We start from the raw sequence: 22,645 nt of genomic DNA, 5'->3' as shown, positions 1-22,645 counted from the left end.
GTCCTCCCTTGCGAGGCCGTTCCCACAGCGGGATCACCGGTACGGCCGTCGCCGGCCGGCCTTCCGCCCGCGCCCCGTTCCCGTCGGTGTCTCCCGCTTCCGCGCTCGGAACCGGTCGCCGCGGTCCGTCGGTCGTCATCCCGTCACCCCCACCAGGTCGTCGCCGATGTGCTCTGCCACTTCGTCCAGCCCGAGCAGCAGCCGCAGGACCGGCAGCACCGCGTCCGCGCGCTCCGGGTCGAGCTCTGCCGCGAAGCCGGGTATGCCGGAGCCGGCCCCGGTCGCACCGCTCCCGGCCCCCGGCCCGCGCCGCACCAGTTCGCCGAGGGTTCGCCGCACGCCGGGCTCGTACGCCGAGAACGTCCGCCGCAGCAGGGGCAGCACGTCCGTGAACGCCTCCGCCGGCACCCCGGTCAGCCACGCGTCGACCAGCCCGAGCAGCCGCTCGTCGTGCACCAGGAGCATCCCGCCCCCGGAGCCGCCTCCGACGAAGCCCTCGATCCACGCGGCCGCGTCCGGCGGCGGCGTGCCCGGCGACAGGACGAGTCCCATGAGGCGCGCCGCCTCGTCCTGCGCCAACTCCCCGTCGTCCAGCAGGAGCCGCACGGCCCGCCCCCTGATCACTCCGGGTACGGTGTCCCGCCCGCACAGCACCCGCAGCACCGACTGCCAACGGGCTCTCAAATGGCCTCGACCCGCCGCGGGGGCGTCCCCCAGGAGACCCACGGCCCCGTGCACGGAGTCGACATGACGCCGCATCTCCTCGGCGCCGTCCGCGTCGAGTGCGGCGCAGGCCGGGGGCAGGCCGACGAAGACCCGCTCGGCCAGACCCGCCGCGACCTCTCCCAGGGCCCCGGTGTCCGTGCCGCGCACATCGCCGTAGCGCAGGGAGCGGACCAGGGCCGGCAGCGCCTGGGCGAGCCGGCCGACATCCGCGTCGAGTGCCGCCCGGTCGGCGAGGATCCGCATCACCGTCGGCAGCGCGTCGGACAGTTCGGCCAGCAGGCAGCGCTCGGCGAGCGCGGTGACGTCGGCCAGCCCCTGCGCGGTGACGGCGTCCGCCTCGGCCTTGGCGGTCGCGGCGGACAGGACGGTCGTCCCCCACACCCCGGCCTCGGCGACCCGCACCGACAGCTCCGGCTCCCAGCGCAGCCGCCACGTCTCGCGGAACGTGCCCGTGCTGCCCCGCGAGACGGCCGGTTCACCCCACGCGACGCCGAGCAACCGCAGCCGGTGCAGCAGCCTGCTGCGCGCTGCGTCGGTCTCCTTGCGCAGGTCGAGCTCCAACTCCCGTTCCAGCGCCTCCGGCTTGAGCCGCAGACGGCGCTGGAGCCGGGCGAGGTCCCGCTGCAGCGGAACCGCCGGGGCCGTCGGCGGCACCTCCCCCAGCACGTCCCCCACGACCAGCCGGTCCCGCACCAGCGCCAGCGGCACGTCCGAGCCCTCGCACATCACCGCCCGCACGGCGTCGGTCGTCTCGCTCAGGCCGGGCAGCGGACGGCCGCGCATCGCGGCGAGCGTCTCGGCCAGCCGCACGGCCTCGATGACGTGCGCGGAGGAGACGAGCCGGTCCTCGGCGCGCAGCAGCCCCGCCACCTTGGTCATCCACCGCTCGACCGGCCGGTCCGGGGCGCTGAACAGGTGCCCGTACCAGCCCGGCGAGTCGATGCCGGCCCCGTAGCCGCTCACCCGGGACAGCCGGCGGTGGGTCCACGGCACCCACGTCATGTCCGTCTTGATCTTGGGCAGCCCCTTCAGCAGCGCCTTGTCGGCGGCGACGGTGGTCTTCCGGCGCAGGGCGGGCACATGCCACGCCCCGCACACGACGGCCACGCCGTCCTCGAACTCCCGCTGCGCGGCCCGCACCTGGAGCCGCATGTACGCCTCGCGCACCAGGTCCCGGTCGTGTCCCCCGCTGCCGTAGGTCTCCCGCAGCACCCCCATCGCCTCCTCGAGCACGGTGAACGGCGCGAGCGCGTCTCCCTTCCCCACGCCCCGGTGCTCCACGACGTCCTCCCACCACCGCTCCGGGTCGTCGTAGCCGGCGGTTTCGGCGAGCACGCCGAGCGGATCGATCCGCACGTCGGTGGGTTCTGGTTCGGGGCCGGATGCGGGTTCGGGGCCGGATGCGGGTTCGGGGCCGGATGTGGATCCGGGCCCAGGTCTGGAGTCACGCTCGCTGTCCGCCGTATCAGCGTCCAGAGGTGATTCCCCCTCCCCTGCGGCCTCGTCCTCCTGCCTCCCCCACGCCAGCGTGTGCGTGGCCGGCAGGTCGATGAAGCGGGCCGGGACGTCGTGTTCCAGGGCCCAGCGGATGGCGACCCATTCCGGGGAGAACTCGGCCAGCGGCCAGAACGCCGAACGGCCGGGCTCGTCCACGGCATGGGCGAGCAGGGCGACCGGCGGCCGCATCTCCTCGTCGGCGGCGAGCGGAATCAGGGCATCGGCCTCGGGCGGCCCCTCGATCAGCACGACCCGCGGCCGGGCCTCCTCCAGAGCCGCCCGCACGGCCCGCGCCGACCCCGGCCCGTGATGCCGCACCCCGAGCAGCAACGGCCCCGCCCCGGCCGCCCGGCCCATAGCTTCTTCCCGGCCCGTCACTTGATCCCCTCCCATCGCCTGCCCGGTCCCGCAACCGACCCCCGCCCCGCGTCGCTCACACGCTCACCTCCCGGCAGGCCCGGTAGAAGTCCTTCCAGCCGTCCCGCTCGCGGACCACCGTCTCCAGGTACTCCTGCCAGATGACGCGGTCGGCCGCCGGGTCGCGGACCACCGCGCCGAGGATGCCCGCGGCCACGTCGCCCGGCCGCAGCACGCCGTCGCCGAAGTGGGCCGCCAGGGCGAGCCCGTTGGTGACGACGGAGATCGCCTCGGCCGTGGACAGCGTGCCGCTCGGTGACTTCAGCTTCGTCCGGCCGTCGGTCGTGACCCCGTCGCGCAGCTCGCGGAAGACCGTGACCACCCGGCGGATCTCGTCGAGGCCGTCGGGCGCGGCCGGCAGGTCGAGGGAGCGGCCGATCTGGTCGACGCGGCGCGAGACGATGTCGACCTCGGCCTCGGGGCTCTCCGGCAACGGCAGCACCACCGTGTTGAACCGGCGACGCAGGGCGCTGGACAGGTCGTTGACCCCGCGGTCGCGGTCGTTGGCCGTGGCGATCAGGTTGAAGCCGCGGACCGCCTGCACCTCCTGGCCCAGCTCCGGTATCGGCAGCGTCTTCTCCGACAGGATCGTGATGAGCGTGTCCTGCACGTCGGCCGGGATGCGCGTCAGCTCCTCGACGCGGGCGGTCATGCCCTCGGCCATGGCCCGCATGACCGGGCTGGGCACGAGGGCGTCGCGGCTCGGGCCGTGGGCGAGTAGCTGCGCGTAGTTCCAGCCGTACCGGATGGCCTCCTCCGGGGTGCCGGCCGTGCCCTGCACCAGCAGCGTGGAGTCACCGCTGACCGCCGCGGCCAGATGCTCGGAGACCCAGGTCTTCGCCGTGCCGGGCACACCGAGCAGGAGCAGGGCGCGGTCGGTGGCGAGCGTGGTGACGGCGACCTCGACGATGCGGCGCGGGCCGACGTACTTCGGTGTGATCACCGTGCCGTCCGGCAGCGTGCCGCCGAGCAGGTACGTGGCGACCGCCCACGGCGACAGCTTCCAGCGGGCCGGACGCGGACGGTCGTCCTGCGCGGCCAGCGCGGCGAGTTCACCGGCGAAGGCGTCCTCGGCGTGCGGCCGCAGTGCTTCTGCCTCAGGAACGTCCGCGGGTGCGCCCGTGCCCGCGTTCGCGGGCGCGGACCCGTTCTGGCTCGGGTCGACGGACGTCGGTTCTACGGACACAGGCATGGCTGAGTCCCCCTCCAGCTCGGCCGGTTCGGATCTGGCATCCACGTTGCACCACACCACTGACAATGCGTTCTGACCTGCGCAAACGCCTGGCGGGAGCCGCTGGCGGACCCGATTGTCAGTGGTGGGATCTACCTTCGGTGGCATGACTCAGCAGGGGGTGCGCTGGACCGCGGACCAGGTGCTGGCACTGGCGCCTGACGCCGCATCACGCAAAGCGGGAAGCAAACTCGGCGCGGCGGGGCCGTGGTCCGAGGCGGGGAGTTCCGACGAGGGGACGGTGTGGGGGCTGTGCAAGGGCAGCGGAAGCAAGCCGTATCAGACGATCGTGGACATCGCGGACGCCTCCGGGCCCGCGTACAAGTGCAGTTGTCCGAGCCGCAAGTTCCCGTGCAAGCACGCGCTCGGGCTGCTGCTGCTCTGGGCGGGCGGCGAGGGAGCGGTGCCGACCGGCGAGGCGCCGGGGTGGGCCGGTCAGTGGATAGCGGGGCGGCGCAAACGCGCGGAGGAGAAGAAGGCCGGGGACGGCTCCGGTTCGCCGTCCGGGTCCGCTGACCCCGAGGCGGCGCGGCGCCGGGCGGAGCGCCGGGCCGAGCGGGTCACGGCGGGCGCGGTGGAGCTGGAGCAGCGCCTGACCGACCTGTTGCGCGGGGGCCTGGCCTCGGCGGAGCAGTCGGGCTACGGCCTGTGGGAGGAGACGGCGGCCCGGATGGTCGACGCCCAGGCCCAGGGCCTCGCCTCGCGCGTCAGGGAATTGGGGGCCATACCGTCCACCGGCCCGGGCTGGCCGGTGCGTCTGCTGGAGGAGTGCGCGCTGCTGCATCTCCTCGGTCAGGGCTGGTTGCGCCGCGCGCGGCTGCCCGAGGCCCTCGCCGCCACGGTCCGCTCCCGCATCGGTCTGCCTGCCTCCGCGGACGGACCGCCGCTGCGGGACCGCTGGCTGGTGCTCGCCCAGTACGACACGGCGGACACCCGCCTGACGACCCGCCGGATCTGGCTGTACGGCACCGACTCGGACCGCACCGTGCTGCTCCTCTCCTACGGCGCCGCAGGACGCGCCCCGGAGCTGGCGCTGCCGGTCGGGCTGGCCCTGGAGGCCGAGGTGTCCGCCTACCCGGGTGCCGGGCAACTGCGGGTGGCCCTGGGCGAACAGTTCGCCCCGCCCGCGCCGACGGCGATACGCCCGCGGGGGATGACGACGTCCCAGGCTGCCGCCCGTTACGGCGACGCCCTGCGCGACGATCCCTGGCTGGAGTCCGTCCCGGTGACGCTGGACCGGGTCGTCCCCACCCCGGACGGCGACTCCTGGCAGTTGGCGGACGCGGACGAGGACGCGGCGTTGCCGCTCACTCCGGCCGCGCGTTCCCGGCCGGGCCTGTGGCGGCTCGTCGCGCTGTCGGGCGGCGCCCCCGTCCGGGTCTTCGGCGAATGCGGCCACCACGGCTTCACTCCGCTGACGGCCTGGCCGGAAGGCCCGGGCGAGGCGATAGCCCTGTGCTGAGCCGACATCGGCTCCCACGCCAATGCCGGTGCCGGTGCCAACGCCACTGCCGGTGCCGACGGCCCGGCCATTCCGGCCCGACCCGCCTTCCCCTCAAATCCACGCATCTTTCAGGCATCCCGGGACAACCGGTAAGGGTGAGCCTTCAACCACCCCCGGGCGCCCCACGGAAAGGAAGCTCATGACCAGGACCTCCGCTCCTGTGGTCGCGCCCGCGACGGGCGCCTGGGAGGGGCTCGTCACCACAGCACTGCTGGGCACGGACCGGCGCACGCCACCGAACACCGGTCCGGGCCCGGACGCACCGGTGGCCCTGCTGGACGCGGCGGCCGTGGAGACCGTGCGGCGACGGGCCGGTCTGCGTCCGGCGCGGGCGGCGGAGCGTCCGCAACCGGCTCCTGAGGACCCGCGTCCGCCGCTGCCGCAGGCGGCCGCCCGCAGACTCGCGATTCTGCTGGCCGACCGCCCCGGCGCGTCCGGCGGCGGCCGTCGGGGCACCGCGCCCGACCTCACGGAGCTGCTGCCCCAATGGCTCGCGGCGGCCAACGCCCGTGGTTTTGCTCCGCCTCCGCACCTGCTGCCGGCGTTGCTGGACGCGGCCCGGGGGCGTACCGACCTGCGTCCGGCGGCGCTGGAGTTCGCGGGGCCGCGGGCCCTGTGGCTGGCCCGGCTGAACCCGGACTGGCGGTTCGCCCTGCGCTCGACACCGGGTGGCGGAGCGGCCCTGCCGCATCTCGATGACGACGACAGCATCCGGCAGCTGTGGCAGGAGGGCCTGTTCGCCGAACGGGTCGCCCTCCTGTCCGCCCTGCGCTCCCGTGAACCGGCCGCCGCGCGCGACCTGCTCGCGACGACCTGGACGACGGAGCGGGCCGAGGACCGGCTGATGTTCCTCGACTCCCTGCGCACGGGCCTGGGGCCGGACGACGAGCCGTTCCTGGAACAGGCCCTGGCCGACCGCAGCCGCAACGTCCGGGCGGCGGCGGCGGAGCTGCTGTCGGCACTGCCCGGTTCGGCGCTCGCGGCACGGATGGCGCTCAGGGCGGAGGCGTGCGTCGCCATCGACCACATGCAGCCCATCAGGCCGCGCCAGTCCACCCAAGCCACCCCAGACACCCCAGCCACCGCAGCCACGGGGTCCGCCGTGGCCACGCCCACAATCACCGTCGAAGCGCCACATGAGTGCGATCCAGGCATGCAGCGCGACGGCGTCGTGGCGAAGGCGCCCGCCGGGCGCGGGGAACGGTCGTGGTGGTTCGGCCAGTTGGTGGAGGCGGCTCCGCTCGGGACCTGGTCACGGCGGCTGGGCGGGCGGACACCCCGGGAGATCGTGGCGCTGCCGGTCACGGACGACTGGCAGGGCGAACTGCACGCGGCGTGGTGCCGGGCCGCCGTGCGCCAGCGGGACGCCGAGTGGTCGCGCGCGCTGCTCGGAGAACCCTCGGCACCGGAAGCGGGCGGCCCGGGCGCGGTGTCCCTCGCCGAACGCGCCAAGCTGCTCGGCACGCTGGACGCCGCCGAGCGGGCCGAGTGGGTGGCCGGCTTCATCGCGACGCACGGCCTGTCCGAAGCGTTTCAGCTGCTCGGGGTGTGCGCGGTGCCCTGGGCACCGCCGCTGGGCCGGGCGGTGGTGGACGCGCTCAACATCGCGCGGGACGCGGGGAGTTATCCATGGAGTTTCAGCGGAGTCATGGGCCTGGCCGAGCGCTGCCTGGACCCGTCCGAGGCCGGCCGCCTCGACGCCCTGCTGGCCGTACCGGACGAGCCGGAGAACGCCTCTCCCGGCGCCGGCGGCTACTGGGCGGAGGCCTTCCAGCGCCTGGTCACGACGTTGCGCCTGCGCGCGGCGATGACGGAGGAGCTGAACACTCCCTGACCCCGGCCCGCGTCACGGATCCCGGTTGCCACCCACCGACGCCGGCCCCTGCCGACCATCACCACCCGCCGACTACCCCCCGGGCCACCGGCGCACCACCCGGCACCCCCGCCGGAGGCCTACGCCCCGGCCGGCTGGCGTACGTTCGCCCGGACCCAGTCCACGATCGACGCCGTCGTCGCGCCGGGCGTGAAGATCTCCGCGACGCCCTTCTCCTTCAGCAGGGGAATGTCCGCCTCGGGGATGATCCCGCCGCCGAAGACCAGGATGTCCTCCGCGTCCCGCTCCTTGAGCAGGTCGATCACCGCCGAGAAGAGCGTGTTGTGCGCGCCGGAGAGGATGGACAGCCCGATCGCGTCGGCGTCCTCCTGGAGCGCCGTGTCGACGATCTGCTCGGGAGTCTGGTGGAGCCCGGTGTAGATGACCTCCATACCGGCGTCGCGCAGGGCCCGCGCGATGACCTTGGCCCCGCGATCGTGGCCGTCGAGTCCCGGCTTGGCCACCACCACGCGGATCGGACCGGCTGCCACACCCATCACTGCCTCCATGAAGCGACTACATCCATCCGTATCGACAAGTACCGCACATATCGCGCTCGTCGTACACGCCGCACCGCACGGACACCCTGCCCCGATTCGTCCGGGCAAGTGAACGAACGTTATCTCCAGGATCCCGCGACCGGCAGTTTCGCGGTGTGGACCGAGGGGGAAATCACACGATGGGACAAGCGCAAGGGGAGCCGCGACGAGGTCGCCGTACCGCCGCCCCACCCACCACGCACAGCGGCGGTACGGCACTTCGGCGAAGGCACGCGGGACACGCAGGGCACGCACAGCACGCAGGGCAGACACGGCGCAACAGCGGGGAGCCTCGTCGCCGCACCGGCAGGGGACCCCGTCGCATCACTGGCGTCACACGCGCCACAAGCCGCGCTCCTTCCCCGCGGCTCACGCCGCTCACGCAGTCATCAGCCGTCTTCGCCGCTGCTTTCCACGAGGGCACACGGGGGGCGGCAGGCCTCCCGCGTGCCGACAGGAGGTCGGCCATGAAGGTCACCAGGGCTGCTCTGCCCTTTCTTCCGTTCTGCCAGCGTCTGCTGCCGAGCCGGCTGGCGGGACTCTCGCTGGCGCTCCTGAAGGCCACCGCCCTGGAGATCGCGATCCTGGCCGGGCATCTCCTCCTCTATCCCTCCGGCATCACCCAGGAGCGCCGGGCCCCCGCCCCGGCGCTCCCCCCGGGCGGCGCCGCCCAACTGCCCACGGAGGCCAAGCCCCCGGTCGTCCTGCTGCACGGCTTCATCGACAACCGCTCGGTCTTCGTCCTGCTGCGCCGCAGTCTCGCCCAGCACGGCAGGCAGCAGATCGAGTCCCTCAACTACTCGCCGCTCACCTGCGACATACGTGCCGCGGCCGAGCTGCTCGGCCGTCATATAGAGGAGGTCTGCGAGCGCACCGGAGCCCAGCAGGTCGACGTCGTAGGGCACAGCCTCGGCGGCCTGATAGCGCGTTACTACGTGCAGCGGCTCGGCGGCGACACGCGCGTGCGGACCCTCGTGACACTCGGCACGCCGCATTCGGGCACCCGGGTGGTGCCCCTGGCCAACGCGCACCCCATCGTGCGCCAGATGCGCCCCGGCTCACCGGTGCTCGAGGAGCTCACTCGGCCGGCCCCGGGCTGCCGTACGCACTTCGCCAGCTTCTGGAGCGACCTGGACCACGTGATGGACCCGCCGGAGACGGCCTGTATCGACCATCCCGATCTGACGGTGCAGAACGTGCGGGTGACCGGCATCGGTCATCTCGCCCTGCCCGTGCACCCCGCCGTCGCCAACGGAATACGGCAGGTTCTCGACACGGCCCACGAGGGTGAACCGTCCGTCGGCCGGACCGGCGGTCTGACGGTGGCCTGAGACTCGTCATACAGCCGGCACAGAGCGTCGAACCACCGATCAGCCTCGAACAAACCTCGAACACAGGGCCAAGTCCGTGCCCGCAGTCCGCCAAAACACGGCCGAATGCCCGTTTCCTGCGCGCGCGAAACCTGCCGAAGATTGTCGTGCCCGCGTACCGCCGGGTACAGTCGCCGCACTGCTCTGGCAGCCCCTGTTGTCGAGGCGAAAGAGAAGTTGGTGAACGACCGTCACCCGTCGGGGACCATGACCCCGGCTCCGGCTTCCGACGCCGACTCGGCGCACCACGCGTCGTACGGCACCCAGGAAGCCCAGTACGGCGACTTCACCACGTACGGCGACTACGCCGCCACCGGATTTGACACCACCGGTACGGACGGCACCGGTTTTGAGGCCACCGGCCACACCACCGCGACGTTCGCCACCGACCCCCTCTTCGGCGACATGCCGGGCAGCGGCCACGGCACGGGCACGTACGACACCGGCCACTGGCCCACCGGCACGCACGAGAACCCGCAGTACGACGCGTACGCGGCCCAGCACCACGCCGCCTACGACACGGGCGTCTACGACACGACGTCCTGGTCGGCCGCCCAGCAGCCGCTCTCGGTCATCCCGCCGCAGGCCACCTCCCCGGACAGCACCGGGCAGTGGGACACGGGTGCGTGGCTCCAGCCCGACCAGTCGGGCAATCCGGCCGACCAGACCCAGCAGTGGGAATGGGGGACCCAGGCCTTCGACACCGGTGCCTACGACGCCACGCAGTGGAACACCGACGGCGCCGGCGCCCCGGCCCCCGACGCGTACGAGCAGCACGGCGAAACCTTCGAGCAGCACGAGACGGCGACGTTCGAGCAGGTCGCCTACGACGAAGCCGACGGGGCCGCCTACCACGACCCCGCCCCGGACGGCGGCGAGCCGACCGCCACCGGCGAACTGCCCACCGTGGCCCCGCTCCTGGACGGCCAGGAAGAGGCGAGCCCGCGCGCCGGCTCACGGGCGGCCGCGCGCGCCGGGTCCCGTTCCCGCCGCCGCACGCCGCCCAAGCGCTCGGCGCTGCTGACCATCGCGGTGCCCTCGGCGTGTGTGATGGGCGTCGCGGGGATCGCCGCCGCCTCCGTCGGCACCTTCACCGACGACGGCGCCGCGGAGGCGCACACGACCGCGGCGGACGCGCAGCCGGTGAAACCGGTCGCCGCGAACAACAAGCTGGACACGCAGCTCCAGAGCCTCGCCGCCGGCGCCGACGACTTCGCCGACCGGGCCAGCCGTACGCAGGAGCGCATCGACCTCAAGGCCCAGCAGGCGGCCGAGCGCAGGCGCGCGGCGGAGGAGGCGGCCCGCAAGGAGCGGCTGCGCCCCAAGTTCGCCCTGCCGGTCGCCCGGCACGGACTCAGCGCCTACTACGGCCAGTCCGGCATCAACTGGATGTCCCTGCACACCGGCATCGACTTCCCCGTCTCGTACGGCACGACCGTCATGGCCGCGACCGACGGCACCGTCCGCACGCAGTGGAACAGCGCGTACGGCAACATGCTGATCCTCACCGCGAAGGACGGCACGGAGACGTGGTACTGCCACCTCTCCACCTACACGGTCCCCTCCGGTACGACCGTGAAGGCCGGCGATCCGATCGCGCGCTCGGGCAACTCGGGCAACTCGACCGGCCCTCATCTGCACTTCGAGGTGCGCCCGGCCGGGGGTTCGGCGATCGACCCGCTCCCGTGGCTGCGCAGCCACGGCATCGACCCGACGTAACGTCCCGGCAGCCCCCGCCCGTCGAGTGAACGGGGGCTCGTCTCTTACGACTACAGCTTCTCCACCGGCGCGTACCGCAGCAGCAGCCGCTTCGGCTTGGTGTCCCCGAAGTCGATGGTCGCCTCGGCGTTCCCGCCCGTGCCCTTCACCGCCACGACGGTGCCGAGCCCGAACTGGTCGTGCGTGACCCGGTCCCCGACCGCCAGGGAGACGACCGGCTTCTCGGAGGTCCGGCGCGTGGCGAAACCGGACGCGCCCGACGCCGACGAACGGGAGCGGGACGACGACAGCGAGGCCGCCACCCCGGAGACCGGGCCGGAGGACGCGGGCGCGGTGGCTCCCGTCCGCTTCCACTCCACGTAGGCCGGCGGGATCTCCTCCAGGAAGCGGGAGGGCGGGTTGTACGACGGCTGACCCCAGGCGCTGCGCAGGGTGGACCGCGTCAGATACAGGCGCTCCCGCGCGCGCGTGATGCCGACGTACGCCAGGCGCCGCTCCTCCTCCAGCTCCTTGGTCTGGCCGAGCGCGCGCATGTGCGGGAAGACGCCGTCCTCCATGCCGGTCAGGAAGACGACCGGGAACTCCAGGCCCTTGGCGGTGTGCAGGGTCATCAGCGTGATGACGCCGTCGCCGTCCTCCTCGTCGGGGATCTGGTCGGAGTCGGCGACCAGCGCGACCTGTTCGAGGAAGTCGGCCAGCGTGCCCCCCGGGGCGGCAGCCCCTGGCGTCTCCGTGCCCTCACCGCGCTCCTGCTCGAACTCCATGGCGACGGCGGCGAGTTCCTGAAGGTTCTCGATCCGGGTCTCGTCCTGCGGGTCGGTGGAGGCCTGCAACTCGGCGAGGTACCCGGTGCGTTCCAGGACGGCCTCCAGCACCGTGGCCGGTCCGGCGCCGGACTCGACGATCGTGCGGAGGTCCTCCATCAGCGTGTTGAACCGCTTGACGGCGTTGGTGGAGCGCGCGGCCATGCCGTACGCCTCGTCGACGCGCTTCAGCGCCTGCGGGAAGCTGATCTTCTCCCGTTGGGCGAGGGCGTCGATCATCGCCTCGGCGCGGTCGCCGATGCCCCGCTTGGGGACGTTGAGGATCCGGCGCAGCGGCACCGAGTCCTCCGGGTTGGCCAGCACGCGCAGGTAGGCCAGGACGTCCCGGACCTCCTTGCGCTCGTAGAAGCGGACGCCGCCGACGACCTTGTAGGGCAGGCCGACGCGGATGAAGACCTCTTCGAAGACGCGGGACTGGGCGTTGGTGCGGTAGAAGACGGCGACGTCGCCGGCCTTCGCCTCGCCGGCGTCCGTGAGGCGGTCTATCTCGTCGGCGACGAACTGCGCCTCGTCGTGCTCGGTGTCGGCGACGTAGCCGGTGATCGTGGCGCCCGCGCCCGCGTTGGTCCACAGGTTCTTGGGGCGGCGGGACTCGTTGCGCTCGATGACCGCGTTGGCCGCGCTGAGGATCGTCTGGGTGGAGCGGTAGTTCTGCTCCAGCAGGATCGTCGTCGCGTCCGGGTAGTCCTCCTCGAACTGGAGGATGTTGCGGATGGTCGCGCCGCGGAAGGCGTAGATCGACTGGTCGGCGTCACCCACGACGCACAGCTCGGCGGGCGGGACGTCGTCCGGGCCCGGCGGGACGTCGACGGGGTGCTCGGTGGTGCCGACGAGCTCCCGGACGAGGGCGTACTGGGCGTGGTTGGTGTCCTGGTACTCGTCCACCAGCACGTGGCGGAAGCGGCGACGGTAGTGCTCGGCGACGTCCGGGAAGGCGCGCAGCAGGTTGACCGTCGTCATGATCAGGTCGTCGAAGTCCAGGGCGTTCGCCTCGCGCAGCCGCGACTGGTACATCGCGTAGGCCTGGGCGAGGGTCTTCTCGAATCCGTCCGTGGCCTGGGCGGCGAAGTCCTCCTCGTCGATCAGCTCGTTCTTCAGGTTGCTGATCTTGGCGCTGAAGGACTTCGGCGGGAAGCGCTTGGGGTCGAGGTCCAGGTCGCGGCAGACCAGGGCCATCAGGCGCTTGGAGTCGGCGGCGTCGTAGATCGAGAACGAGGACGTGAAGCCGAGCTTCTTGCTCTCGCGGCGCAGGATGCGCACGCACGCGCTGTGGAAGGTCATCACCCACATCGCGTTCGCCCGCGGGCCGACGAGCTGCTCGACGCGCTCCTTCATCTCGCCGGCGGCCTTGTTGGTGAAGGTGATCGCGAGGATCTGCCCCGGGTGCACGTCCCGCTCGGCGAGCAGGTGGGCGATGCGGTGCGTGAGCACGCGGGTCTTGCCAGAGCCGGCACCGGCCACGATGAGCAGCGGGGAGCCGGAGTGGACGACGGCGGCGCGCTGGTTGTCGTTCAGCCCCTCCAGGAGGGCGGCGGTGTCCACCGGCGGGCGCGGGGCGCCGTCGCGGTAGTAGGCGTCCCGGTCCGGGGGCACGTCGAACTTCCCGCCGAACAGATCGTCCGGAACCGGCTCCGGTACGTGATCGTCCTCGGGTGGCGGCGGGGGCTCGTCCGCGGGGCCCCGCTGGGCCTGGAGGTCCGCCAGGAAGCTGTCGTCAAAGAGGCTGCTCATCGCTCTCCGAGTCTAGGGCGCCCCACTGACAGCCCGCCGCCGCCCTGAGCACATCGCCGAAAGACCCCCCTCGTCACCCTGCATCCCCACATGATCACGGCCTGCTACGGACGTCACAATCATGGACGACTCGTGACCAACCACCCTTGACCGGTCACTCTCGGCGACGCTCCGGGATAAGGTCACGAAAATGTATCGGGCATATCACCCATCAACCTTCACAAGGGCCACACCAGTTGGCTACCGTGCGGGCAGGCCGCACGACCCCCACCGGCGAACGTCGCCGGGCCGCGCGGCCTCCGCCGAGTCCGGTGTGCCGCAGCGGCAGCCGGAGCCGGGGACCCAACCGAGAACTCTGGGGTGAATCGGCCCGACTCCCTTCGCGGAGACGGCCGTAGGGCAACCCTTCCGATATACCCGCCCGAACCCGACAGCTAACCCGGTAGGCGGAGCATGGAAGGAGTCGCCTCCCTTGGCGTCGCACCGCAAGTCGCGTCCCGCTGGTACGCGCGTCGCAGGCATACGGACCCCCGCCCTGGCAACGGCGGCCCTCACATCCGTGGCCCTGCTGTCCCAGTCGGCCAACGCCGCCCCCGAGGCCGATGACAAGCCGAGTCTCGAGGAAGTCGAGAAGAAGGTCGACGACCTGTACCGCCAGGCCGAGTCGGCGACCGACAAGTACAACTCGGCCAAGGAGAAGACCACCAAGCAGCGCAAGCGCGTCGACACCCTCCTCGACGACGTCGCCGAGCGCACCCAGAAGCTCAACGAGGCACGGGAGGAACTCGGTTCCTTCGCCGCCGCCCAGTACCGCACCGGTGCCTCCGCCCCGGACACGGCGACGTTCCTGCTCGCGGACACCCCGCAGGACTACTTCGACCAGACCCAGCTGATGGGCCGGATGACCGGCCGTCAGAAGGTCGCGGTCGACGACTACGTCACCCAGCAGTCCGAGACGATGAAGAAGCGCCAGGAGGCCACCGAGAGCCTCGAGACGCTCACCGAGACGCAGGGCGACCTGAAGACGGCCAAGGCCACCGTCCAGCGGAAGCTCGCCGACGCGCGCGAACTGCTGTCGAAGCTGACCGCCGAGGAGAAGGCACGGCTCGCGGCGATCGAGCGGGAGAAGCAGCAGGAGGCCGCCCGCAAGGCCGCCGAGCTGGCCCGGCAGCAGGCCGCTCAGCAGCAGGCGCAGGAGCAGGCCGCCCAGCAGCAGGACAGCGGCTCCTCGTCGACGGGCTCCGGCTCGTCCACCTCGACGGCCCCGGCCGACTCCTCGTACGCCACCAAGGCCGAGAAGGCGCTCGCCTTCGCCCGCGCCCAGATCGGCAAGCCGTACGTCTGGGGCGCCGTCGGCCCCGGTTCCTACGACTGCTCCGGCCTCACCCAGGCCGCGTGGAAGGCCGCGGGCGTCACCCTGCCGCGCACGACCTACGACCAGGTCAACGCCGGCACCACGGTCTCCCTGGCCGACGCCCAGCCCGGTGACCTGGTCTTCTTCTACGACGACGTCACCCACGTCGGCATCTACATCGGCAACGGCATGATGATCCACGCCCCGAAGCCCGGCACCTATGTGCGCGAGGAGTCGATCTACTACGACGGCCAGTCGGCGATCCACAGCGTGGTGCGGCCGGCCTGAGGGCCGTACGTCATGGAGGGCACGCGCGCGTGAGGGTGCTCTCGCGTTTTTGAGACGCCCGCGCGCGTGCCCCGCTCGCAACGCGCGCGGCGCCTCCTAGCATCGGGCCCATGCCCGGCCCCTCCCCCTCCACCGCCTGGTGGGCGCAGCGCGCGCCGTCCGCCAGCGCCGCCGTGCTGACGACCGGCACCCTGTCCGTCGGTCTGGATCTGGCGGGGTACGGCGGCCTCTCCCGTATCGCTCTCGGTCTGGCCTGCGCGGCCTGGCTGATGCTCGCCGTGGACTTCACCCTGCGGCTGCTGCTGGCCGGCACGAAGTTGCGGTCGTACGCGAGGGTGCCGGGCCTCGTGGACACCGTGGCGACGGCGGCCCTCACCACCGTGGCGGCGACGGCCGTCCTGGGCACCGGCTTCTCGGCGGTCGGCTCGCAGGCTCTGGCCGCGGCCCTGCTGGTGCTGGCCCTCCTGCTCTGGCCCGTGGCGCTGGCCCGCCCCGCGCAGGACGGGGAGCGGCGCAGGCCCGGGACGGTGTTCGCGCGCTGCATGGCCACGCAGGGGCTCGCCGTGCTCGGCGCCACACTCGCCGCCACCGAGTCGGCCGCCTGGCTCGCCCACGCGGCTCTGGTGCTGTTCTGGCTGGGGCTCGTGCTGTACGTCCTCGCCCTGGCCCGTTTCGATGTGCGGCAGGTGGCCGAGGGGCGCGGCGACCACTGGCTCGTGGCCGGGGCGCTCGCCCTCTCGGCGCTGGCCGGGGCGCGGCTGATCAGCTCCGACAGCGCGCGCCTGTACCTGTGGAACGTCGACGACCGCGGCACCCTGCGCAACGTGACCGTCGTGCTCCTCGTACTCACACTGGCCGGTTGCGCCGTCCTGCTCGCCGCCGAGTTCCTGCGGCCCCGGCCCCGCACCGACATCCGCCGCTGGGCGACCGTGTTCACCTGGGCCAAGACGGCGACGGCGGCGCTGGCCGTCGCCGCCGCCCTCGACGTCTCCTGGCTCGACGGCCTGGGGGAGGTACTGCTGTGGGTCTCGGTGGCAGCGTGGCTCGGGGTCGCCGCCTGGGCGGTCGCCTCGTCCCGGGCCTACGCCGTGCCCGGCCGGGTCAGCTCCAGAGCACGGCGATGAAGACGTTCGCCGTGGTCAGCGCCCCGACCAGGCCGAACAGGCCCTTGTCCACCTTCTCGTCGTCCCTCTTCACGTAGACCAGGCCGAGGATCACGATCAGCAGGGCCAGTTTGACGCCGATCTTGAGGTTGTTCACGGACTGGTCGTCGGCCTGGTTGAGGCCGACCAGGATCACACCGGTGACCAGCATCGTCAGCGCGCCGTGCAGCATCGCGGGGGTGTAGCGGGCGGTGCCCTCGCCCATCGCCTTCATCTGGGTGAGGAAACCGCCCAGGAGGGAGGCGATGCCGATGATGTGGAGGCCGACGAAGAGGTGGATGAGTACGTCCATGGGGCCGGAGCCTAATCAGGGGCTCCGCAGCCGCCCGACACCGGCCCGGCGGATGCATATATGCGCCCTATAGCACCCGTCCGCCGCACCACGCCGCATGATTCGGCGCATCGGTCATCACGCTGAGTTGAGCCGACGTCGGCGAGAAGAGATCACGGTCGCATACGGTCACCGCCGGTCCTCTCGGGACACTTCCGCACACCCGCCACCGGGCCGCCGCGGCGAGGTTTAGCGTCCTCACCCAGGTGCCCGGCTCCCCACCGCCGCCCGGGCCAGGGGCGGCAGTCGGACACCACCGCCGAAAAGGTCCTGCGGCGGTCCGCTTCCCCTGTGCGGGCCGCCGCCGGACGCGCAGGCCGCCGTCCGCTCCCCCTGGCGGCCTGCGCGTCCGTCGGCGGTCGCAGGAAAGGACGTGGCCCCCAGGTGGCAGCGCACCGCAAGCCCCGCCGGCGCTCCGCGAGCGGCAACACGGCCCGTACGGCCGCCACGATCGCCCTCGCGGGCGCGGCGACCGCCACGGGCTTCGACGGCACCGGACACGCCGAACCCGAGCTCACCCCGAGCCAGGTCAAGGCCAAGGTGGACGAGCTGTATCAGGAGGCGGAGGTCGCCACCGAGAAGTACAACGGCGCGAAGGAGAAGGCCCAGGCGGCCGGACAGCGGCTGAAGGACCTCCAGGATCAGGCGGCCCGCAAGGAGGAGCGGCTCAACTCCGCCCGCGAGGCGCTGGGTTCGGTCGCCGCCGCCCAGTACCGCGGGGGCGGTCTCGACCCCGCGCTCCAGCTCGTCCTGTCCGACGACCCCGACCGGTACCTCGACAACGCCGAGTTCGTCGAGCGGGCCGGAAACCGGCAGCAGGCCGATGTCGCGCGCGTACGGCGGCAGCTCCGGGAGATCGAGCAGCTGCGCGGGGCCGCCCACATCGAGCTGACCTCCCTGAAATCCCGGCAGACGGAACTGAGACGGCACAAGAAGACGATCACCGGCAAGCTGGGCTCCGCGCGTCAGCTGCTGTCCCGGCTCACCGTGCAGGAACGTGCCCTCATCGGAGAAACGAGGGGCACGGACCGCGCCTCACGCTCCTCGACGGCTGCGCGTGACCGCCTGACCGTCCCCGGGTCCGTCAGCGCGCAGGCGCCCAACTCCCGCGCGGCCGCCGCCGTGTCCTACGCCTACCAGAAGCTCGGCAGTCCCTACGTCTGGGGCGCGACCGGGCCTGACGCCTTCGACTGCTCGGGCCTCGTCCAGGCCGCGTACCGCTCCGCGGGCGTCTCCCTGCCCCGCACGACGTACTCCCAGATCGACGCGGGCCGCCGCGTCTCCCGCTCCGAACTGCTCCCCGGGGACCTGGTGTTCTTCTACGCAGGCATCAGTCACGTCGGCATCTATGTGGGCAACGGCCGGATGATCCACGCCCCGAGCCCCTCCGCCCCGGTCCGGGTCGCCCCGCTCGACGAGATGCCGTTCACGGGGGCGACCCGGGTGGTCTGACCAGGGCTGTGCCGGGGTCACACCAGCCGGCGGGCCGTCGCCCAGCGCGTCAGTTCGTGCCGGTTGGAGAGCTGGAGCTTGCGGAGGACCGCCGAGACATGCGACTCGACCGTCTTCACGGAGATGAACAGCTGCTTGGCGATCTCCTTGTACGCGTATCCCCGGGCGATGAGCCGCAGCACCTCGCGCTCGCGCTGGGTGAGGCGGTCCAGGTCCTCGTCGACCGGCGGCGCGTCCGTGGAGGCGAAGGCGTCGAGGACGAACCCGGCCAGCCGCGGGGAGAAGACCGCGTCGCCCTCCTGGACACGGAAGACGGAGTCGACGAGGTCCGTACCGGTGATCGTCTTGGTGACGTACCCGCGGGCCCCGCCGCGGATCACGCCGATCACGTCCTCGGCGGCGTCCGACACGGACAGCGCCAGGAAACGGACGGGCTGCTCGGTGTCGGCCATCAACGGGGCGCAGCGGCGCAGCACTTCGACACCGCCGCCACCGGGCAGGTGCACGTCGAGCAGGACCACCTCGGGCCGGGTCGCGGTGATGACCGTGACCGCCTGGTCGACGTCCGCGGCCTCGCCGACGACCTCGACACCGGTCTGCTCGGTCTGGCCGATCTCGGCCTGGACCCCCGTACGGAACATGCGGTGGTCGTCGACCAGGACCACGCGCACGCGACGCCCTCCGGTGCCGCCGTCCGACTCCGCGGGCCCGGCCGCCTCCGCCGATCCCGCCGTTCCGTTCGCCTCGGTCGGGTCGCTCATGACGTCTTCTCCGCCCTCTCCATCTCCAGCTCGACCTCCGTGCCGCCGTCCGGCACCGCGCGCAGCCGCGCCGTACCGCCGTTGCGCTCCATGCGGCCGATGATCGATTCTCTGACACCCATCCGGTCGGCGGGTATCGAGTCGAGGTCGAAGCCGGGGCCGCGGTCCCGGACGGAGACGAAGACCGTCGTCCCCTCGACCTCGGCGAAGACCTGTACGGCTCCGCCCTCGCCACCGTACTTGGCGGCGTTCACCATTGCTTCGCGCGCGGCCTGCATCTGTGCGCTGATTCTCTCGTCGAGCGGGCAGTCGCCCACGACCACGACCTCGATGGGCACGCCGTGCTTGTCCTCCACCTCGGCCGCGTTGCGCCGCACCGCGTCGGCGAGGGTGGTGGGTTCGTCGGCCTCGTCCTTGCCGGTGCCCTCCGGCTTGTACAGCCAGGTGCGCAGGTCGCGCTCCTGGGCGCGGGCGAGGCGGCGCACCTCGCTCGCGTTCTCCGCGTTGCGCTGGATCAGGGTGAGGGTGTGCAGCACCGAGTCGTGCACGTGGGCGGCGACCTCCGCGCGCTCCTGGGCACGGATGCGCATCAGCCGCTCCTCGGAGAGATCCTGCGTCATGCGCACCAGATACGGCCCGGCGAGAAGCGTTGTCCCGACGAGGACCGCGAGGGCCGCCTGGAGGACGGAGCCGAGGTGGGCGGCGGAGCCCTGCATGACGAAGATGCCGGAGACGCCGGCCGTCACCAGCAGCACACCGCCCACCGAGCGCAGCAGCGTGACCGTGCGCCGGCGGCGGCCGACCTCGACCCAGCGGGCCCGGCGGGCGTTGTCCGCCTGCCGCCAGACCAGGGCGACGCCCGCGCCGACGAGCACCGTCGGCCAGAGATACGCCCTGGCCCCGCCGCTGAGGTTCACATTGCCCACGAACACCATGGCCACGACGACCATGAGGAGCAGGGCCACGATCTGGCCCTTGTCGGGCCTGCGGGCGACGAGTCTGCGGCGGCCGTCGGGCGAGGTCTCCGAGGCGACCAGCGACGGCGGCTTCTGCGCCTCGACGCCGCCGACGCCGAGCGGGACGAAGAACCAGAACGCGGCGTACAGCAGCGCACCGAGGCCGTCGGCCATGAACAGGCCGACGAAGACGAGCCGTACCCAGATCACGGGCAGCCCGAGGTGACCGGCGAGCCCTCGCGCCACACCACCGAGCCAGCGTCCGTCACTGCTGCGGTAGAGCTTGCGCGGCGGCCGCGGTTCGGCGAGTGGCGCTGCTGCGGCTTCCGACATGCCATTGATGGTCACACGGCCGGCAGGCCGGAGCATCAGGGTCGGCCCCGGAGACTCCCCTGATCTCCGGACCCGGGCCTTCGAACGCTTCCCGAGCCGTCCCTCAGGGCCGATATCAGGGTCGGGCCAGGGTCATTCCGGCTGCCGCGGCGCCGCCGCGCCCGTCACCATGGACCCATGACCGATCACGAGCACGCCGCGACGGGTCCGGGACCCGGCTCCGGCCCGCGCCCCGCACCGGGCGCCGGGCCGCAGGATGCCGCGCCCGCCGCGGGCGCCGGCTCCCCCGCGCCCCCGCCCGCGCACGGGCCCGCGGGCGCGGGAGAACAGAAGGGAGCCACGCCCGACGCGGCCGGCCCCGCGGGGGAGGCCGCCCCGCCCGGACCGCCGCACAGGTTCCGGCGCGACCGCCGCAACAAGGCCCTGGCCGGCGTCTGCGCCGGGCTCGGGCGGCAGTGCGACATGGACCCGGTGATCTTCCGGATCACCCTCGCGGTGCTCTCCGCCACCGGCGGCATCGGCCTCCTCTTCTACGGCTTCGCCTGGCTCGTCGTGCCGTACGACGACGAGGACGAGAACGAGGTGCGCAAGCTGCTGACCGGCCGCGTCGACGGCCAGGCCCTGACCGCGGTGCTGTTCGCGCTGGTCGGCTGCGGCGTGTTCCTGACGATGCTGAACAACGGCGGGGTGCTGACCTTCGCCGTCGTCCTCTCCCTCCTCCTCGGGGGCGCCGGCTACTGGTCGCGCCAGCGCGGCGCTCCCAGCCCGGACCCCCTGGCCGCCCAGGCCGCCGCCGACGCCCCGCCCGAACCCCAGGCGCCGCCGGTGTACATCACCTACCCGTCCTGGTGGCGCGACCCCATCGTCAAGGACGGCACCCACATCGGCGGCACGGGCTATCTCTGGGGCCCGCGCGACACCCGCGACCGGGACGTCGATGCGGCCATCAACATCGGCCTCGGCGTCCAGACCGGCGACCGCGAGGACATACCCGCCCCGCGCACCCGGCCGCCCGAGCCGCGCGGCCCCCGCTGGATCGGCGGCTGGGTCTTCCTGCTGGCCCTGCTCGCGGGCGCCCTCGGCACGAGCCTGACCTGGGACCAGCACCCGCTCGGCACGAGCGTGCAGACCGGTCTGTCCTGCGCGCTCGCCATTCTGGGCCTGGGCATAGCGGTCAGCGCCTTCCTGGGGCGGACCGGCGCCGGCTCGATCCTCCTGGCGATCATCACGGCCGCCCTGCTCGCAGGCTCGGCGGCACTGCCCAAGGACATCGGCACGCAGTGGACCCGCACCACCTGGCAGCCCACGACGGTGGCGGACGTACACCGGCAGTACGAGCTGGGCACGGGCGTCGGCACCCTGGACCTGTCGGGGGTGGACGTGGGCCGGGACCAGACGGTCACGACCCACGCCGACGTCGGCGTGGGCCGGGTGAAGGTGGTGGTGCCCGAGGACGTGACCGTGCGGCTGAGCGTCGACGTGGGGTTCGGAGACCTCCAGCTGCCGGGCGACGACACGAAGGACGTGGACGTGAAACCGGGCCAGCACAAGGAGATGACCCTCTCCCCCGCCCAGGGCGTCAAGAAGTCGGGCACCATCGACCTGGATCTGCAGGTCGGCATGGGACAGGCGGAGGTGGCCCGTGCTGCGTCATGAACTCCAGCCCGGAAAGCTGGTCGCCGGCACCGTCCTCACCCTGGCGGGCGTCCTCTACGGCGGTGACGCGGGCGGCGCCTGGGAGACGCCGTGGTTCGCGGCGATACCCCTGGTGGTGGGAGGGCTGTGCCTGGCCGGCGCGGTGGCGTTCCTGACGGGCCGGATACGCCGACGCCGGGCATCGGGCCGTACCGGCGACGAGCCCGGCCCGGACATGGCCGCCTGACGTCAGGCCCGCCCGCCGCGCAGCCCATGGGCGCTACCGGTAACCCCCTGTCCGCTGCCGTCGCCGCGACCGCAAGGCGGCGTCCACGGAGAGCAGGGGAGCGCCCGCGAGCACGAGAGGGGTCCAAGCCATGAGGTAGGCGAGGTCGTTGCCGTAGTAGTACGGGTCGGAGGCCCAGCTCACGGTCAGCCACAGGCTGAGGGAGATCAGCATGCCGCCGAGTGCGGCCAGCCGGGCGAGCAGGCCGAGCAGGGTGCCGATGCCGACGGCCAGTTCGCCGATGGCGATGGCGTAGCCGAAGCCGACGGGGCTCTTCAGGGAGAGGTCCACCAGGGCGGGGATGGCGGAGGAGTCGCGGACCGCGCGCATCATGTCGCCGATCGAGCCGGAACCGGAGTCCTTCATGAAGGCGCTGTCAGTGAGTTTGTCCAGGCCGGCGTAGATGAAGGTGACGCCGAGGAAGACCCGTAGGGGAAGGAGGGCGTAGCGGACGGCGGTGTCCCGCCAGTCTCCTCCGCTGCCGAAGTAGGGGGTGTGCGTGTCCGTTCTCATGCTGTGAGTCATCGCTGCTAGCCGCCTCTCGCCCGCCGGTGCCGAGACCCCCTCAACGACCATACGTACGACAAACCGACCCCGCTCAATCCTGTGCAGCGGCTTTTGTTACTGGGGCCAGGCAACCGGCGTCCCCAAGTGC

Annotated in this window: 17 protein-coding genes and 1 riboswitch; of the genes, 9 read left to right on the top strand and 8 right to left on the bottom strand. The window is 72.5% G+C overall.

The window, feature by feature from the left end; translation table 11 throughout:
- Positions 1–135 precede the first annotated feature (135 nt).
- Positions 136–2,580, bottom strand: a complete 2,445-nt coding sequence (locus QF034_RS25095) for a DUF5682 family protein (protein WP_307177052.1) — start codon at positions 2,578–2,580, stop codon at positions 136–138.
- Positions 2,581–2,656: 76 nt separating this feature from the next.
- On the bottom strand, positions 2,657–3,832 hold the full coding sequence (locus QF034_RS25090) for an ATP-binding protein (RefSeq protein WP_307177051.1): 1,176 nt from the start codon (positions 3,830–3,832) through the stop codon (positions 2,657–2,659).
- Between the two features lie 145 nt (positions 3,833–3,977).
- Here QF034_RS25090 and QF034_RS25085 point away from each other — a divergent pair, with 145 nt between their 5' ends.
- Positions 3,978–5,333: an SWIM zinc finger family protein gene (locus QF034_RS25085; protein ID WP_307177050.1), complete on the top strand. Its 1,356-nt coding sequence runs from the start codon at positions 3,978–3,980 to the stop codon at positions 5,331–5,333.
- A gap of 181 nt (positions 5,334–5,514) precedes the next feature.
- Complete coding sequence (locus QF034_RS25080) at positions 5,515–7,209, top strand: DUF5691 domain-containing protein (protein ID WP_307177049.1); 1,695 nt, start codon at positions 5,515–5,517, stop codon at positions 7,207–7,209.
- Positions 7,210–7,328: 119 nt separating this feature from the next.
- Here the strand turns inward: QF034_RS25080 and icmB are convergent, their stop codons facing one another.
- Complete coding sequence (gene icmB, locus QF034_RS25075) at positions 7,329–7,745, bottom strand: coenzyme B12-dependent isobutyryl CoA mutase small subunit (RefSeq protein ID WP_307177048.1); 417 nt, start codon at positions 7,743–7,745, stop codon at positions 7,329–7,331.
- Between the two features lie 509 nt (positions 7,746–8,254).
- Between icmB and QF034_RS25070 the strand changes: the two genes are divergently transcribed.
- On the top strand, positions 8,255–9,118 hold the full coding sequence (locus QF034_RS25070) for a lipase family alpha/beta hydrolase (protein WP_307177047.1): 864 nt from the start codon (positions 8,255–8,257) through the stop codon (positions 9,116–9,118).
- 105 nt (positions 9,119–9,223) lie between these two features.
- Positions 9,224–10,876: a M23 family metallopeptidase gene (locus QF034_RS25065; RefSeq protein ID WP_307177046.1), complete on the top strand. Its 1,653-nt coding sequence runs from the start codon at positions 9,224–9,226 to the stop codon at positions 10,874–10,876.
- Between the two features lie 50 nt (positions 10,877–10,926).
- On the opposite strand, the gene pcrA is transcribed toward QF034_RS25065, so the two are convergent.
- Positions 10,927–13,431 carry a DNA helicase PcrA gene (gene pcrA / locus QF034_RS25060; protein ID WP_307177045.1) on the bottom strand — a complete coding sequence of 835 codons (2,505 nt, stop codon included), beginning with the start codon at positions 13,429–13,431 and terminating at the stop codon, positions 10,927–10,929.
- A 290-nt stretch (positions 13,432–13,721) separates the two neighbouring features.
- A riboswitch (cyclic di-AMP (ydaO/yuaA leader) is annotated at positions 13,722–13,895 on the top strand.
- Positions 13,896–13,903: 8 nt separating this feature from the next.
- Between pcrA and QF034_RS25055 the strand changes: the two genes are divergently transcribed.
- Positions 13,904–15,073: a C40 family peptidase gene (locus QF034_RS25055; protein WP_307177044.1), complete on the top strand. Its 1,170-nt coding sequence runs from the start codon at positions 13,904–13,906 to the stop codon at positions 15,071–15,073.
- Positions 15,074–15,183: 110 nt separating this feature from the next.
- Positions 15,184–16,197 carry an SLAC1 family transporter gene (locus QF034_RS25050; RefSeq protein WP_307177043.1) on the top strand — a complete coding sequence of 338 codons (1,014 nt, stop codon included), beginning with the start codon at positions 15,184–15,186 and terminating at the stop codon, positions 16,195–16,197.
- Here the strand turns inward: QF034_RS25050 and QF034_RS25045 are convergent.
- Positions 16,175–16,528 (bottom strand): hypothetical protein, encoded by a 354-nt coding sequence (locus tag QF034_RS25045; protein ID WP_307177042.1) that lies wholly within the window; start codon positions 16,526–16,528, stop codon positions 16,175–16,177. The genes QF034_RS25050 and QF034_RS25045 overlap by 23 nt on opposite strands.
- A gap of 423 nt (positions 16,529–16,951) precedes the next feature.
- Between QF034_RS25045 and QF034_RS25040 the strand changes: the two genes are divergently transcribed.
- Complete coding sequence (locus QF034_RS25040; protein WP_307177041.1) at positions 16,952–18,019, top strand: C40 family peptidase; 1,068 nt, start codon at positions 16,952–16,954, stop codon at positions 18,017–18,019.
- A 17-nt stretch (positions 18,020–18,036) separates the two neighbouring features.
- On the opposite strand, the gene QF034_RS25035 is transcribed toward QF034_RS25040, so the two are convergent.
- Both QF034_RS25035 and QF034_RS25030 read right to left on the bottom strand, forming a co-directional pair.
- On the bottom strand, positions 18,037–18,780 hold the full coding sequence (locus QF034_RS25035; RefSeq protein WP_307177040.1) for a LuxR C-terminal-related transcriptional regulator: 744 nt from the start codon (positions 18,778–18,780) through the stop codon (positions 18,037–18,039).
- Positions 18,777–20,069: an ATP-binding protein gene (locus QF034_RS25030; protein ID WP_307177039.1), complete on the bottom strand. Its 1,293-nt coding sequence runs from the start codon at positions 20,067–20,069 to the stop codon at positions 18,777–18,779. The genes QF034_RS25035 and QF034_RS25030 overlap by 4 nt, the downstream gene beginning before the upstream one ends.
- 177 nt (positions 20,070–20,246) lie before the next feature.
- Here QF034_RS25030 and QF034_RS25025 point away from each other — a divergent pair, with 177 nt between their 5' ends.
- The gene (locus tag QF034_RS25025) at positions 20,247–21,725 is read left to right on the top strand and encodes a PspC domain-containing protein (RefSeq protein WP_307177038.1); all 1,479 of its coding nucleotides are present in this window, start codon (positions 20,247–20,249) and stop codon (positions 21,723–21,725) included.
- Entirely contained in the window at positions 21,712–21,951 is a 240-nt protein-coding gene (locus tag QF034_RS25020; protein ID WP_307177037.1) for a hypothetical protein, read from the top strand. Before QF034_RS25025 ends, QF034_RS25020 begins: the two co-directional genes overlap by 14 nt.
- 33 nt (positions 21,952–21,984) lie before the next feature.
- Here QF034_RS25020 and QF034_RS25015 read toward each other — a convergent pair whose 3' ends face one another.
- On the bottom strand, positions 21,985–22,515 hold the full coding sequence (locus QF034_RS25015) for a DoxX family membrane protein (RefSeq protein ID WP_307177036.1): 531 nt from the start codon (positions 22,513–22,515) through the stop codon (positions 21,985–21,987).
- Between the last annotated feature and the right edge of the window lie 130 nt (positions 22,516–22,645).

Source organism: Streptomyces africanus (assembly GCF_030816955.1).
Taxonomy (GTDB): domain Bacteria; phylum Actinomycetota; class Actinomycetes; order Streptomycetales; family Streptomycetaceae; genus Streptomyces; species Streptomyces africanus.
Note: the sequence above shows the minus strand (reverse complement) of the source record. Positions and strands in the feature narration are given on the sequence as shown.